12 protein-coding genes are annotated in these 14,258 nt (G+C 53.1%); 8 read left to right on the top strand and 4 right to left on the bottom strand.

Annotated features, from left to right (window positions below; all coding sequences use genetic code 11):
* Positions 1-498: 498 nt before the first annotated feature.
* Both EX31_RS04625 and crp read right to left on the bottom strand, forming a co-directional pair.
* Entirely contained in the window at positions 499-2,574 is a 2,076-nt protein-coding gene (locus tag EX31_RS04625; protein WP_013573633.1) for a YccS/YhfK family putative transporter, read from the bottom strand.
* A gap of 61 nt (positions 2,575-2,635) precedes the next feature.
* Entirely contained in the window at positions 2,636-3,268 is a 633-nt protein-coding gene (gene crp, locus EX31_RS04620) for a cAMP-activated global transcriptional regulator CRP (protein WP_013573634.1), read from the bottom strand.
* Positions 3,269-3,630: 362 nt separating this feature from the next.
* Between crp and EX31_RS04615 the strand changes: the two genes are divergently transcribed.
* Positions 3,631-4,038, top strand: a complete 408-nt coding sequence (locus EX31_RS04615; RefSeq protein ID WP_013573635.1) for an OsmC family protein — start codon at positions 3,631-3,633, stop codon at positions 4,036-4,038.
* A gap of 3 nt (positions 4,039-4,041) precedes the next feature.
* On the opposite strand, the gene EX31_RS04610 is transcribed toward EX31_RS04615, so the two are convergent.
* Both EX31_RS04610 and allS read right to left on the bottom strand, forming a co-directional pair.
* Complete coding sequence (locus EX31_RS04610) at positions 4,042-4,911, bottom strand: phosphoribulokinase (RefSeq protein WP_013573636.1); 870 nt, start codon at positions 4,909-4,911, stop codon at positions 4,042-4,044.
* A gap of 135 nt (positions 4,912-5,046) precedes the next feature.
* Positions 5,047-5,961 carry an HTH-type transcriptional activator AllS gene (gene allS / locus EX31_RS04605; protein WP_037033636.1) on the bottom strand — a complete coding sequence of 305 codons (915 nt, stop codon included), beginning with the start codon at positions 5,959-5,961 and terminating at the stop codon, positions 5,047-5,049.
* Positions 5,962-6,175: 214 nt separating this feature from the next.
* Here allS and EX31_RS04600 point away from each other — a divergent pair, with 214 nt between their 5' ends.
* The 7 genes from EX31_RS04600 (at position 6,176) to allB (ending at position 14,210) form a co-directional block, all read left to right on the top strand.
* Positions 6,176-6,682, top strand: a complete 507-nt coding sequence (locus EX31_RS04600; RefSeq protein ID WP_037033635.1) for an ureidoglycolate lyase — start codon at positions 6,176-6,178, stop codon at positions 6,680-6,682.
* An 86-nt stretch (positions 6,683-6,768) separates the two neighbouring features.
* Positions 6,769-7,578, top strand: coding sequence for an HTH-type transcriptional repressor AllR (allR, locus tag EX31_RS04595; protein ID WP_013573639.1), 810 nt, complete (start codon positions 6,769-6,771; stop codon positions 7,576-7,578).
* Between the two features lie 114 nt (positions 7,579-7,692).
* A complete protein-coding gene (gcl, locus tag EX31_RS04590; RefSeq protein ID WP_037033632.1) occupies positions 7,693-9,474 on the top strand; it encodes a glyoxylate carboligase in 1,782 nt (593 codons plus the stop codon).
* 15 nt (positions 9,475-9,489) lie between these two features.
* On the top strand, positions 9,490-10,266 hold the full coding sequence (hyi, locus tag EX31_RS04585) for a hydroxypyruvate isomerase (protein WP_037033630.1): 777 nt from the start codon (positions 9,490-9,492) through the stop codon (positions 10,264-10,266).
* Positions 10,267-10,357: 91 nt separating this feature from the next.
* A complete protein-coding gene (glxR, locus tag EX31_RS04580; protein WP_013573642.1) occupies positions 10,358-11,236 on the top strand; it encodes a 2-hydroxy-3-oxopropionate reductase in 879 nt (292 codons plus the stop codon).
* A 75-nt stretch (positions 11,237-11,311) separates the two neighbouring features.
* A complete protein-coding gene (locus tag EX31_RS04575; protein WP_037033628.1) occupies positions 11,312-12,766 on the top strand; it encodes an allantoin transporter in 1,455 nt (484 codons plus the stop codon).
* 82 nt (positions 12,767-12,848) lie between these two features.
* Positions 12,849-14,210: an allantoinase AllB gene (gene allB / locus EX31_RS04570; protein WP_037033627.1), complete on the top strand. Its 1,362-nt coding sequence runs from the start codon at positions 12,849-12,851 to the stop codon at positions 14,208-14,210.
* Positions 14,211-14,258 lie beyond the last annotated feature (48 nt).

Genomic DNA, 14,258 nt, shown 5'->3' with positions numbered 1-14,258 from the left:
GTCATCGCTGCGCGATTCCCGAATTTCAGGCTTCGAGCCTAAGGTCTCGAACCGTTCATTCGGTGCCATTTTTGAGCACGCCAATCGACATTTCTAAAAGATAAAACCCTTCTGCTTTTGAATTTAGAATCCTGCGGGCGAATCAGAAATCTTGCTGAACGGAGCGGCTTCGAGACCAGTGGCTCGAAGACCGAGAGAAGGAACCGCAACGCGGCAAGATTTCCAGCCTGTCGCTGTGGTTGCTGGAACATAGCCTACGAGCGAAGCGCGCAGTTTAAGACGTGGAGATTCCAAAGAGGGCTCGTCTTAGCCCTCTTTGGTCGGTTTCGGCTCGGTGAGTTAAGCGAACACGGCAATTGAAAAACCGAAACTTTCTCAATCCGTTTAAAAGAACGCCAGTACACGGCATCCGTACTTGAGAAACCGAGATATTCGCAATTTCAAAAAGCAGTCTGGCTGCAAGCCAGTAAAACGGGGATTTGAAAGGGGCATCCCCCTTCACGCCCGCCGCGTCAGCCAGATCCCATGATGCGGCCTCTGCTTCCACGCCAGTGACGAGATGGTATGCATCACGCTGAGATGTGAAATTACGCGCCGCAGATGGCGTTCCATTTCGGTCAGTGGCATATCCGGGTGAAGTTCCGGCGCATTAAACAGGTTGTTCTCGCTGCCCGGCCCGTCGTAGAGCAGTCGTTGCTGACAGCTTTGCAGCGCGATTTCGCAGGTCTGTAAATACTCTGTCGCCAGTTTTTCCGGCAGCATGTAATGCTCGCGGGCGAGGATCGTCATCGCGTTGATATGCTCAACCACAAACTGACTGTGCGTCACCCACAAACGCATATCCGCCAGATAATGTGAGTTAAAACCCGGCTCCTGCATCGCCTGATTTAGCGAAGTGAACAGCTTATTGTGCGCCTGATTGACCTGCATACGGGTGTACGCCAGTTTGGCGGTGTCGGGGCTTTCCTCGAGCAGCAGGCGGATAGCGTCCTGATAGATTTCCAGCGCCTGGTGTGCATTCTGGCGCAGCAAACCGCTTTGCCATTGCGGCCACAGCCAGATAGTGCCACCAAAGGCCAGCGCGCAGCCGATCAGGGTATCGACCAGTCGTGGTACCAGAAAATGCACGCCGTTCATCGCCAGCAATTGCAGGGTATACACTGCAGTCACCGTCATGCCGACCATCGCCAGTCCGTAGTTTTTGCGCAGAACGGTATAGGACAACAGGGTGATCAGCAACATGCACAGCAGCGTGGTGCCTTCCGGCAGTTCCAGTTTGAGCAAGCCTGAGGCAATCAGCAATCCGGCCAGCGTACCGAGTGCACGGTGCTGGATCCTCACCCGCGTGGCGTTATAACCGTTCTGGCTGACCAACATGATAGTCAGCAAGATCCAGTAGGGTTTGGGCAAATTGAAGAACAGACCCAGACTGCTGCCAATCGCCAGAATAATGCCCAAACGTGCGGCATTACGCAGTGCCACGGATTTGAAGGAAAGATAGCTTTTCAGCGCGGGCCAGAAGGGCAAACGCGGCTGGGTGTTCATCAGGTCACGTTTGTACAACGGCCGCTGTGTGCGTAACAGACGGGCAATGCGGCTGAAATGGTAATAACAAAACTGACCTACCGGATTGTCCGGGTTGCGCGCGGCGATTTTCTCCAGCGCGGTCAGCTCATTGGCCATCGTAAAGCGCCCGGATAAACGGTGATAAAGAATATCGTCGGCAATCACCCGAAGACGGGTGGAAATCACCTGCGCATTTCGGCGGATAACCGCTTCGGCATGGCTTTCCTCCACCAGTTTCTGCACTTCTTCCGGCTGATGCAGGCTCACTGTAATATGCTCCTGCAAATCGAGCGCCACCTGAAAACGCTGAAACAGCCGTTTATGGTGATGATGATGTCCGTGCTGGGGCAACATGTGTAATTGCTGATAAAGCAGGGCAATCAGGTCGATAACCTGCTGCTGGCGGGTTAGCAGTGGGGGTAACGCGGTTTCGGGATCGGTGTGTTGCGTCAGCAGGCTGTACTTAGCTTCGAAATAATCCGCGAGTTGCAGATAGAGCTGGCTGAGCGTTTCGCGCATCGGCTGTTCTTCCGAAATACGAAACCACGCCCAGTTAAACAATCCGTACCAGGCTGTGCCAGCGGCGAACAACACCGGGGCCTGCCACATCGGGCGCACGCCCACCATACTCAGCGTGAAGATAGTCGCCACCAGCGCACCGGGCAACAGGCGCGCATGCAGCGGGCTGATTTCACCGGTGACGCCCAGCAGTAACGCCAGCGACAGCATGATCAGCGGCAGCGGTATATGCCAGCTTTCGAGCATCAGTTGCAGCAGAAGGCTGCTCACGGCAAAGAGTGAACCGCCGACGAGCAGGCGTTTGAAAAAGCGTTTATGCGGGGTATCCAGACCGGCGATGTTACAACAGGCCGGGCAGAGGGAAAACAGCAGGCCCATTTGCAAATTGCCAAACAGCCAGCAAATGCCAACAGGTAAGCACAACACCAGCGTCTGGCGCAGCGCGTAGTTCACTTCAGGATGGTAAAACAGTCTTCGCCATAGCGTCATGGGTAAAGCTTAGCCCATAAAAAAGGCGCGACAGTGTTTTGCCGCGCCAATTTTTGAGGGATTAACGTGTGCCGTAAACGACAATCGTTTTACCGTGTGCGGAGATCAGGCTCTGATCTTCCAGCATTTTGAGAATGCGTCCGACTGTTTCACGTGAACAACCGACGATTTGGCCAATTTCCTGGCGGGTGATCTTGATTTGCATCCCGTCCGGATGGGTCATTGCATCAGGCTGTTTAGCCAGATTGAGCAAGGTTTGAGCGATACGACCGGTAACGTCAAGGAAGGCAAGGTTGCCGACTTTCTCTGACGTCACTTGCAGACGGTTTGCCATCTGCGCGGAGAGACGCATCAGAATATCCGGGTTAACCTGAATCAGCTGGCGGAATTTTTTATACGAAATTTCAGCCACTTCACAGGCAGTTTTAGCACGTACCCAGGCACTGCGTTCCTGACCTTCTTCGAAGAGTCCCAGCTCACCGATGAAGTCACCTTGGTTAAGGTAGGACAGTATCATTTCCTTGCCTTCTTCATCTTTAATCAGGACAGCAACTGACCCTTTCACGATGTAGTAAAGCGTTTCGGCTTTTTCACCCTGGTGAATCAGCGTACTTTTAGAAGGATACTTATGTATATGACAGTGAGACAGGAACCATTCAAGAGTCGGGTCTGTTTGTGGCTTGCCGAGAACCATTTGCTATTATCCTCTGTTGTTATCGCTGCCCAAAATCACAGGGCTCAGAGTTCCCTGTACGGCACTTCAAATCCAAAGCGCCCTTTCAGCATATAACTCTCCAGAAATGCTGCAAGCGGATGTCGGAGTGCAACAGCCTGTTTATTGCTGTCATCACCGTGGGTTCTGTACTTAAACCGCAAAAACCGTCACCGCAATTTACTGGAAAGTATGTTTCGGCTTTGTTTGTAGCACAGGTTTGAGATGCTGTCTTCTGTTGTCTCGCTTCAGCATGATGGCGATCGGGTTACGTTGCCAGATTTTAGGTGAAAGGGTACTCTGAGAGCAGATTTCGACAAGTTTATTCACCGGGAGAATAGTTCATGCATGCACGTGTCAAATGGGTTGAAGGACTGACATTTTTAGGTGAGTCTGCATCGGGTCATCAGATTTCAATGGATGGAAACGCGGGTGATAAAGCCCCAAGCCCGATGGAAATGTTACTGATGTCCGCAGGGGGGTGTAGTGCAATCGACGTGGTGTCAATTTTGCAAAAAGGTCGTAATGACGTGCGTGATTGTGAAGTGAAGCTGACCTCACAACGCCGCGAAGAAGCGCCGCGTCTGTTCACTCACATCAATCTGCATTTTATCGTCACCGGTAAGGATCTGACCGATAAGATTGTTGAACGCGCAGTCAGCCTGTCTGCCGAAAAATACTGTTCTGTGTCTCTGATGCTGGGGAAAGCGGCCACAATCACCCACAGCTTTGAAGTGATTGCAGCCGAATAAAGTTTACTCGATCTTCTTGCCTTCCATCAGGCGCTGCACCAGCGGCGCCATGATCAGCTCCATCGCCAGCCCCATTTTGCCGCCCGGCACCACCAGTGTTTTGATGTGCGAGATAAACGACCCTTGCAGCATGGCCAGCAGATACGGGAAATCGATGTCATCCAGCCCCTGAAAATGAATCACCACAAAGCTTTCATCCAGTGACGGAATGGCTTTGGCGGCAAACGGGTTCGAGGTATCGATGGTGGGTACCCGCTGGAAATTGATGTGCGTGCGGGAAAACTGCGGGGTAATGTAATTGATATAGTCATCCATCGAACGCACGACGGAATCCATCACCGCTTCACGGGAATGCCCGCGCTCGCCGGTATCGCGCACCAGTTTCTGGATCCATTCGAGGTTGACGATAGGCACCACGCCGACCAGCAGGTCGACCTGCGCGGCAACGTCAATTTTGTCCGCCACCACACCACCGTGTAACCCTTCGTAAAACAAAATATCCGTCGGTTCCGGCAACGCCTGCCACGGCGTAAAGGTACCCGGCACCTGATTGTAGGGAACGGCTTCGTCATAAGTATGCAGATACTTACGTGAACGGCCAGTGCCGGTTTTACCGTATTCGATAAAGCTTTTTTCCAGCAAACCAAAGTCATTGGCTTCCGGCCCGAAGTAGCTGATATGACGTCCCAGATCGCGCGCCTTGCGTATTGCCGCATCCATTTCAGGACGGGTGAAATGATGAAAACTGTCACCTTCCAGTTCCGCCGCACGCAAACCAAGCTGCTGAAATATTTTACGAAATGCCACGCTGGTGGTTGTGGTGCCTGCACCGCTCGAACCGGTCACGGCAATAACAGGATGTTTGGCTGACATAATGCGCTGTTCTCCATAAAGGTGATGCAGGCAGGCGAGACGCGGTCTTTTCTGTGGTCGAAGATCTGGCGTCAAGGCTGCGCATAATTAAGCCTATTGTTACCATATTTATTCGCGAAGCCAAAGAGGGCATCACTATTCTAAACCCGCCAGCAACGGTTGGATCAGCGGGTCTTTCTGGTGGAACAGAGAAACAATGTCATGCAGCGCCTTGCCTGTGTACTCCTTTTTCCACGCCAGACTGAGCGGGGAAGGGGCGCGCGGATAGCGGATTTGCCGGGCGATCAGCTCGCCGCTGTCGAGATATGGCTGGCACAGATGGCGCGGCAGAAAACCGATACCCATTCCCTTCAGGTGACAGGCCAGTTTAGTCGCCACATCTGCTACGATGATCTGCCGTTGCCCGGTCAGCAACCAGGCTACCCGCTTGTTCAGATGGCGCGAGGTGTCTTCCACATTGATGGCAATGTACTGACGCAATACCGCTTCTTCCAGCACACCAGTGATGTGCTGCAACGGATGAAAGGGCGCATGAACAAAAACCCAGTCCACTTCACCCAGCGGCAGCAGATTCACGGCGTTAGAAAGGGATTCGGTGCCGGTGACGCCAATCGCCAGCTGAAAATCTTCGTACAGCAGCGTATCCCATACCCCCATGTAAATCTGCCGTGTGAAAGTGAACTGCGTGAACGGGTAGCGCTGCGTCAGAGAGCTTAATAACGCTGCCAGAGCTTCAGGGCAGTACATCAGATTGTTCACCACCACATTCAGCTGGCGCTCAATGCCGTCGTTAATCTGCTGCAGTTCTGCCGGTACACCCTCCAGCCAGGTTAGCCACTGGCGACATCGTTCAAGCAGATGCTGTCCGGCGGGCGTCAGCGACACCGTGCGGGTCGTGCGGTTGAGCAATAACGTCCCGGCACTGTCTTCCAGCATCTTAATTCGATAGCTGATGGTCGCAGGCGTTTTATGCAGCATCTCTGCCGCGCGGGAAAAGCTGCCTGTTTGTGCGACGTGCATAAAGGTTTTAATCGACTCCTCATCCAGCATAGGTCACCTGAAGTAATGTTAATGCATTGAATGAAAAAGATTTTATAGATTTAACCGGATGAGAATTGTGGACTTCATCAATTTTATGGAATCTTTTTCCATATTTCGATTGAGCAAGTTGGAAAAAGTTTCTACAGTAATTGCATTGAGGATAAATTCGCCAATCTGGCGGGCTTATCTCACCGGTTTTATTTTAAATGCAGGGATGAATGCCATGGAACTTCCGGTTTACCCGCTGACCCAGGCGGCCTTCGCGGCTTACGGTGATGTGATTGAGACGACAGGTCGCGATTTTTTTCATATCAACGACGGCAAGGTTGAGCGGTACCACGATCTGACCAACGTGGAGATCCTCGGGCAGGATCGTCCGCTGGTCAGCATCAACCGCGCCCAGCCAGCACCGTTGCCCATTGTGGTGACGCAACTCGAAAAACACCCGCTCGGTTCACAGGCGTTTGTGCCGATGCAGGGCGAGCGCTTTATCGTGATTGTTGCGGCAGGGGGCGAGACGCCGGACATCTCCACGCTGAAAGCCTTTATCACCAACGGCCTGCAGGGCGTGAATTATCACCGGAATGTCTGGCACCATCCGCTGTTTGCGTTTGAGACGGTGACGAATTTTCTCACCGTCGATCGTGGCGGCGCAGACAACTGTGATATCAGTCAGTTACCTCAGGGCTATCAGCTTATTTTACCCGTTGCGGCGGGATTAAAGTCGTGACGCTATAAAGCATCTTGCATAAGATACAAGCATCTGAAAACAAGCGAAACGCGGGCGCTCAGCGCCTGATGCTGGAGAAATGTGAGATGGCCGAAGTAAAAAAACGGGGGCGTCCTAGCCAGCCTGGTTCTGGTTCGCAAAAGGGCGCTCAGGCCTTAGAACGCGGCATTGCGGTGTTGAATTATCTGGCGCAGTCCGGCGGCAGTTCTTCTGTCAGCAACATTGCAGAGAATTTGTCGCTGCCCCTTTCCACCACCTTTCGACTGCTGAAAGTGCTGGAAGAGGCCGATTTTGTTTATCAGGATGCGCAACTGAGCTGGTGGCACATTGGCTTACAGGCGTTTACGGTCGGATCGTCTTATATCCATAACCGGGATGTATTGTCAGTCGCCGCGCCTTATATGCAGCGCCTGATGTTGTTGTCGGGCGAAACGGCCAATCTGGCGATCCGCAACGGTTTCGAAGCGGTACTGATCGGCCAGCGGGAATGCCAGTCGATGGTGCGGATGTGTGCGCCGCTTGGCAGCCGTCTGCCACTGCATGCCTCCGGTGCCGGGAAAGCGTTACTGTATTCGCTGGATGACGAGGCGCTGATGAGCCTGATGATGCAGGCGGGGTTGAAGAACTTTACGACGCACACGCTGGATAATCTGAATGCGTTGAAAAAGGATCTGCAACACGCGCGTCAGCAGGGTTTTGCACAGGACAGCGAAGAGCATGTGACAGGGCTGAACTGCCTGGCCTCGGCGATTTTTGACAGCAATAACAATGCGGTGGCGGCGATTTCGATCTCCGGCCCCAGCTCCCGCTTAACGACGGAGCGTTTTACCGATTTAGGCGAACTGGTGCGGGATACCGCGCGTGACATCAGTCTGGCCCTGGGCCAGCGCCACTAACCGGTTCGTCCTGCGATCCCCGCTCTGTCGTGAGCGGGATTTTTTTCAGTCAAATTAAAGTTGGAAACTTTTTCCGTTATTTTATGCAAAGCGGAATTACCTGAGGATTTAGCTATGGCTCGTATGACAGCTGCACAGGCAGCAATGTATGTGTTGGAAAAAGAAGGGATCACCACCGCGTTTGGTGTACCGGGCGCAGCGATTAACCCGTTTTATAACGCCATGCGCCTGCATGGAAAAATCCGTCATGTGTTAGCCCGTCATGTGGAAGGTGCATCGCATATGGCCGAAGGTTATACCCGTGCGAAAGCCGGGAACATCGGCGTGTGCCTGGGGACGTCTGGCCCGGCGGGTACCGACATGATCACCGCGCTGTATTCCGCCTCGGCGGATTCCATTCCGATCCTGTGCATTACCGGTCAGGCACCGCGCGCCCGTCTGCATAAAGAGGATTTTCAGGCGGTGGATATTCAGGCGATTGCCGGGCCGGTGAGCAAAATGGCGGTGACCGTGCTGGAACCTGCGCTGGTGCCGCGTGTTCTGCAACAGGCGTTCCATCTGATGCGCTCCGGTCGCCCCGGTCCGGTACTGGTCGATCTGCCGTATGACGTGCAGACCGCCGAAATCGAATTCGATCCGGAAACTTATGAATCGCTGCCCGCTTACAAGCCTGCCGCCACCGTTGCTCAGGCCGTCAAAGCGATGGAAATGCTCAACGCCTGTGAGCGTCCGCTGATTGTGGCCGGTGGCGGTGTGATTAACGCTGATGCCGCCGCGCTGTTGCAGCGCTTTGCTGAAATAACCCAAGTGCCGGTGATCCCGACGCTGATGGGCTGGGGCGTGATCCCGGACGATCACCGCCTGATGGCTGGCATGGTCGGATTGCAGACCGCGCACCGCTACGGTAACGCCTCACTGCTGGCGTCGGATCTGGTATTTGGCATCGGTAACCGTTTTGCCAACCGTCATACCGGCTCGGTAGAGAAATACACCGCAGGCCGCAAAATCATCCACGTTGATATCGAACCGACACAAATCGGCCGCGTACTTTGTCCTGATTTAGGCATTGTGTCTGACGCCGGAGAAGCCCTGAAACTGCTGATCGAAGTGGCAGAAGAGCAGAGAAAAGCCGGCAAACTGCCATGTCGCGAAAGCTGGATCCAGGAATGTGAAGAACGCAAACGCACCATGCTGCGCAAAACCCACTTCAACGATGTGCCGGTCAAACCGCAACGCGTCTATGAAGAAATGAGCAAAGCCTTTGGCCGCAATGTGAATTACGTAACCACGATCGGCCTGTCGCAAATTGCGGCGGCGCAGATGCTGCACGTGTTTGAGCCGCGCCACTGGATCAACTGCGGCCAGGCGGGCCCGCTGGGCTGGACCATTCCTGCGGCACTCGGCGTCTGCATTGCTGCGCCGGAACGTCAGGTGGTCGGGATTTCAGGCGATTACGATTTCCAGTTCATGATCGAAGAGCTGGCGGTCGGTGCGCAGTTCAACATTCCTTACATCCACGTCCTGGTGAACAACGCTTATCTCGGTCTGATCCGCCAGTCGCAGCGCGCCTTTGATATGGATTACTGCGTACAACTGGCGTTCGAAAATATCAACTCTGAAGACGTGAAAGGTTACGGCGTCGATCACGTGAAAGTGGTGGAAGGGTTGGGATGTAAAGCGATACGCGTCTTCAAGCCGGAAGATATCGCCCCGGCGTTTGCAGAAGCTAAACGTCTGATGAAAAAACATCAGGTGCCGGTGGTGGTGGAAATCATGCTGGAACGCGTCACCAATATTTCCATGGGCGGCGAAATTGACAGTGTGAATGAGTTTGAACCGGTTGCCGATAATGCGGATGACGCACCGACGCACGTCAGCTTCATGAAATATGAATAAGCCAGGAGGCTGAAAATGCTCAAGTTCTCTGCGAATTTATCCATGCTGTTTCTGGAGGTAGATTTCCTTCAGCGCTTTAAAGCGGCGGCTGACGGCGGTTTTACGACGGTGGAGTTTATGTTCCCTTACGACTATCCGGCTGACACCCTGAAGGCGTTGCTGGCGCAAAATAAGCTGCAACATACGCTGCACAATCTGCCCGCGGGCGACTGGGCGGCGGGCGAGCGCGGTATTGCCTGCCTGCCGGGGCGTGAAGCGGAGTTTCGCGAAGGCGTAGCACAGGCCATCGCTTACGCCAAAGCACTCGGCAACCGCAAAATTAACTGTCTGATTGGCAAAACTCCGGCGGGTTCGGATGCCGTCAGCGTGACGCCTTTGGTGGTGGAAAATCTGCGCTATGCCGCGCAGGCGCTGGCGAAAGAGGGGCTGATGCTGCTGATTGAGCCGATCAATCACTTTGATATGCCGGGATTTTATCTGACCGGTACGCAACAGGCGCTGGATCTTATTGAACGCGTCGGCTGTGACAACCTGTTTATCCAGTACGACATTTACCATATGCAGCGGATGGAAGGGGAACTGGCGAATACCCTGATCCGCCATGCGGACAAAATCGGTCATTTGCAGGTGGCGGATAACCCGAACCGTAATGAACCGGGTACCGGTGAAATTAATTACGACTTTATTTTCAACCTGATTAAAAACTCGGATTACGACGGTTGGGTCGGTTGTGAATATAAGCCACGGGCGCGCACGGAAGAAGGATTAGGCTGGCTTAACGCCTACCGCTAATCGTTATAAAACGCGAGAAACAGACATTATTCACCCTCGCGGTGAGGGATTTCTGTACGCCAAATTTCAGTCACATTGAAAGGGAATTAGCATGAAAATTGGATTTATCGGCTTAGGAATTATGGGCGCACCGATGGCGCAACATCTGGTGGATGCCGGGCACAGTCTGCATTTCTCCACACTTGGCAACGTGCCTGCTTCACTGACCGATGCCGGTGCCAAAGCCTGTGCGACACCGGCAGAAGTCACCGTTCACGCCGACGTCATTATTATCATGGTGCCGGATACGCCAGACGTGGCAACGGTGCTGTTTGGTGACAACGGCTGCGCCAGCGTGCCGCTGAAAGGCAAAACCATTGTCGATATGAGTTCCATCTCACCGATTGAAACCAAAACGTTTGCGCAGCGTGTGCAGCAACTGGGGGGTGAATATCTGGATGCGCCGGTTTCCGGCGGTGAAATTGGCGCGCAGCAGGGCACGCTGACCATCATGGTGGGCGGTAAGGAATCAGTCTTCAACGATATCAAACCGCTGTTTGAGCTGATGGGTAAAAACATCACGCTGGTGGGCGATTGCGGAGCCGGGCAAACCTGCAAAGTGGCGAACCAGATCATTGTGGCGCTGAATATTGAAGCTGTCTCGGAAGCGCTGTTGTTTGCTTCCCGCGCCGGTGCCGATCCTGCCCGTGTTCGTCAGGCTTTGATGGGCGGATTCGCCTCCTCGCGCATTCTGGAAGTGCACGGTGAGCGCATGATCAAGCGTACTTTTGCGCCGGGCTTTAAAGTCGCGCTGCACCAGAAAGATCTCAACCTGGCGCTGCAAAGTGCCAAAGCCTTATCAATCAGCCTGCCTAATACGGCGACCTGTCAGGAGTTATTCAATGTCTGTGCAGCAAACGGCGGATCGCAGTTAGATCATTCGTCATTAATTCAGTCGCTGGAAATGATGTCGAATCACAAAATCGGTTAATTAAGTAAGGCTGGCATCAATGTCAGCCTTTTTTAATCCACAAGCACGTCCCTAACGTATTATGAGGAATTAAGGATGAATGAATCAGAATGCACTCAGCAAGAACGTTATCGTGAAAGAGGATACAGCAACGATCTTCTGCCAAAATTAAAAGAAAAAAGAAACTGGAAAGGATTTAATTATTTTACGCTGTGGATGGGTTCGGTACACAACGTGCCGAATTATATTGCGGTCGGCGGATTTCTTATTCTCGGGTTGTCTACGTTTAGCGTGATGATGGCGATTATTATCAGCGCGCTGTTTATTGCGGCGGTGATGGTATTAAACGGGGCGGCAGGTTCGAAATACGGCGTACCTTTTGCGATGATCCTGCGCGGTTCTTACGGTATCCGCGGCGCATTATTTCCCGGCATTCTCAGAGGCTGTATCGCGGCGATTATGTGGTTCGGTTTGCAATGCTATGCCGGTTCACTGGCCTTCCTGATCCTGATTGGCAAAATCTGGCCGGAGTTCCTGACCCTCGGCGGTGATTTCAATCTGCTGGGTATTTCCATGTCGGGGCTGATCGCCTTTATGATTTTCTGGGCAATCAACGTGATGATCGGTTTTGGCGGCGGCGGGGTGCTGAATAAATTCACCGCCATCCTTAATCCGTGCATTTATGTTGTTTTCGGCGGCATGGCGGTTTGGGCTATCTCGCTGGCCGGGCTGGAAAATATCCTTAACTATGTGCCCGCCAATGCCGAGCAATCGGGTAATCCGCTGTTCCTGTTTCTGGTGGTGATCAATGCCGTGGTCGCGGTGTGGGCGGCACCGGCGGTGAGTGCTTCGGACTTTACCCAGAATGCCAGCAGTTTTAAACAGCAGGCGTGGGGACAAACGCTGGGTCTTATTGTGGCTTACGTGCTGTTTGCCGTTGCCAGCGTCTGTATTCTGGCTGGGGCAAGCATTCACTACGGCGTTGATACCTGGAACGTGCTGGATATCGTACAGAAATGGGACAGCCTGTTCGCCTCGGTGTTTGCTGTGTTAGTGATCCTGATGACCACCATTTCGACCAACGCCACCGGTAACATTATCCCGGCCGGTTTCCAGATTGCCGCTATCGCACCGAAAAAGCTGACCTATAAAAAAGGTGTTCTGATTGCCAGCCTGATAAGCGTGGTGATTTGCCCGTGGAAACTGATGGAGAATCAGGAAAGTATTTATCTGTTCCTCGATATTATCGGTGGGATGTTAGGGCCGGTCATTGGCGTGATGATGGCGCACTATTTTATTGTGGTACGCAGTGAGCTGGATCTGGATACGCTGTATACCGCACCGGGAAATTATCACTATTACGATCGCGGATTTAATACCGTGGCATTCGCCGTGACATTAATTGCCGTCGTCCTTTCACTGGGCGGAAAGTTTATTCCTGTGCTGGAACCTTTATCGCGGGTTTCCTGGTTTGTAGGTGTCATTGTGGCTTTCGTTTTGTATTCCGTTTTTATGAAAAGGGAACCGTCACTTCAGCCGCAAAATGTGTGAGCCGGTAAACCGGCATGAAATAAACGAATAATAAATCCAATAATAAAATCTTATCTCTGTACTTTCATAAGGAAATATAACCATGTCATATGATCTGATCATTAAAAAAGGCACTGTTGTTCTGGAAAGTGAAGCCGTGATTACGGATATCGCGGTGAAGAATGGCAAAATTGTCGCCATCGGCGATGACCTGACTGGTGCAGAAAAAATACTCAGCGCGGAAGGGTTGATCGTTGCGCCGGGAATGGTGGATGCCCATACGCACATCTCCGAACCGGGCCGCAGTCACTGGGAAGGCTACGCCACCGGTACCCGGGCGGCGGCCAAAGGCGGGATCACCACCATGATCGAAATGCCGCTTAACCAGTTACCGGCCACGGTGGATCGCGCGTCCCTGCACATGAAATTCGATGCTGCCGAAGGCAAGCTGACCATCGATGCCGCGCAGTTTGGCGGGCTGGTGTCTTACAACCTTGACCGTTTGCATGAGCTGGATGAAGAAGGCGTGGTGGCCTACAAATGTTTCGTCGCTACCTGCGGCGACCGCAGCGTCAGTAACGATTTCCGTGACGTGAATGACTGGGAATATTTCAAAGGCCTGCAAATTCTGGCAAAACGCGATCAGTTAGTGGCGGTTCATGCGGAAAACGCGCTGATCTGCGACGAACTGGGCCGCGAAGCCAAAGACGCCGGACGGGTGACGGCACATGATTATGTTGCCTCACGCCCGGTCTTCACTGAAGTGGAAGCCATTCGCCGCGTGTTGTATCTGGCGAAAGTAGCGGACTGCCGTTTGCACGTCTGCCATATCTCCAGCCCGGAAGGTCTGGCGGAAGTGCTGCGCGCACGTCACGAAGGCCAGCGCGTTACCTGTGAATCTTGCCCGCATTACTTCGTACTGGATACCGCACAGTTTGAAGAGATCGGCACGCTGGCAAAATGTTCGCCACCTATCCGCGACAAGAAAAATCAGGACGGCATGTGGGAACACCTGCTGAAAGGTGACTTTGACTGTCTGGTCTCCGAACATTCACCGTGCCCGCCGGATATGAAAGCCGGCAACGTCATGCAGGCGTGGGGCGGTATCGCCGGACTGCAAAACTGCGTCGATGTGATGTTCGACGAAGCCGTGCAGAAACGCGGTATGTCGTTGCCGATGTTCTCAAAGCTGATGTCTTCCAACGCGGCGGATATCTTCGGGCTGAAGCATAAAGGCCGTATCTCCATCGGCAAAGATGCCGATTTCGTGTTCATCAAACCGAACAGCAGCTATGTGCTGAAAGCGTCAGATCTGGAATATCGCCATAAAGTCAGTCCGTATGTTGGCCGCACCATCAATGCGCAGGTCGTGAAAACTATTCTGCGCGGCGAAACCATCTATGACATCAAAGATGGTTTCCAGGATAAGTGCATCGGTAAATTCGTACTGAAACACCAGCAGTAATCTCTGCATCTGCCCGCTGTGTAAACGGCGGGCTTTTTCTTTTTGAGG

It is taken from the genome of Rahnella sp. WP5 (assembly GCF_000745615.1).
GTDB lineage: Bacteria > Pseudomonadota > Gammaproteobacteria > Enterobacterales > Enterobacteriaceae > Rahnella > Rahnella aceris.
This window is presented reverse-complemented; position numbering and strand designations above follow the sequence as displayed.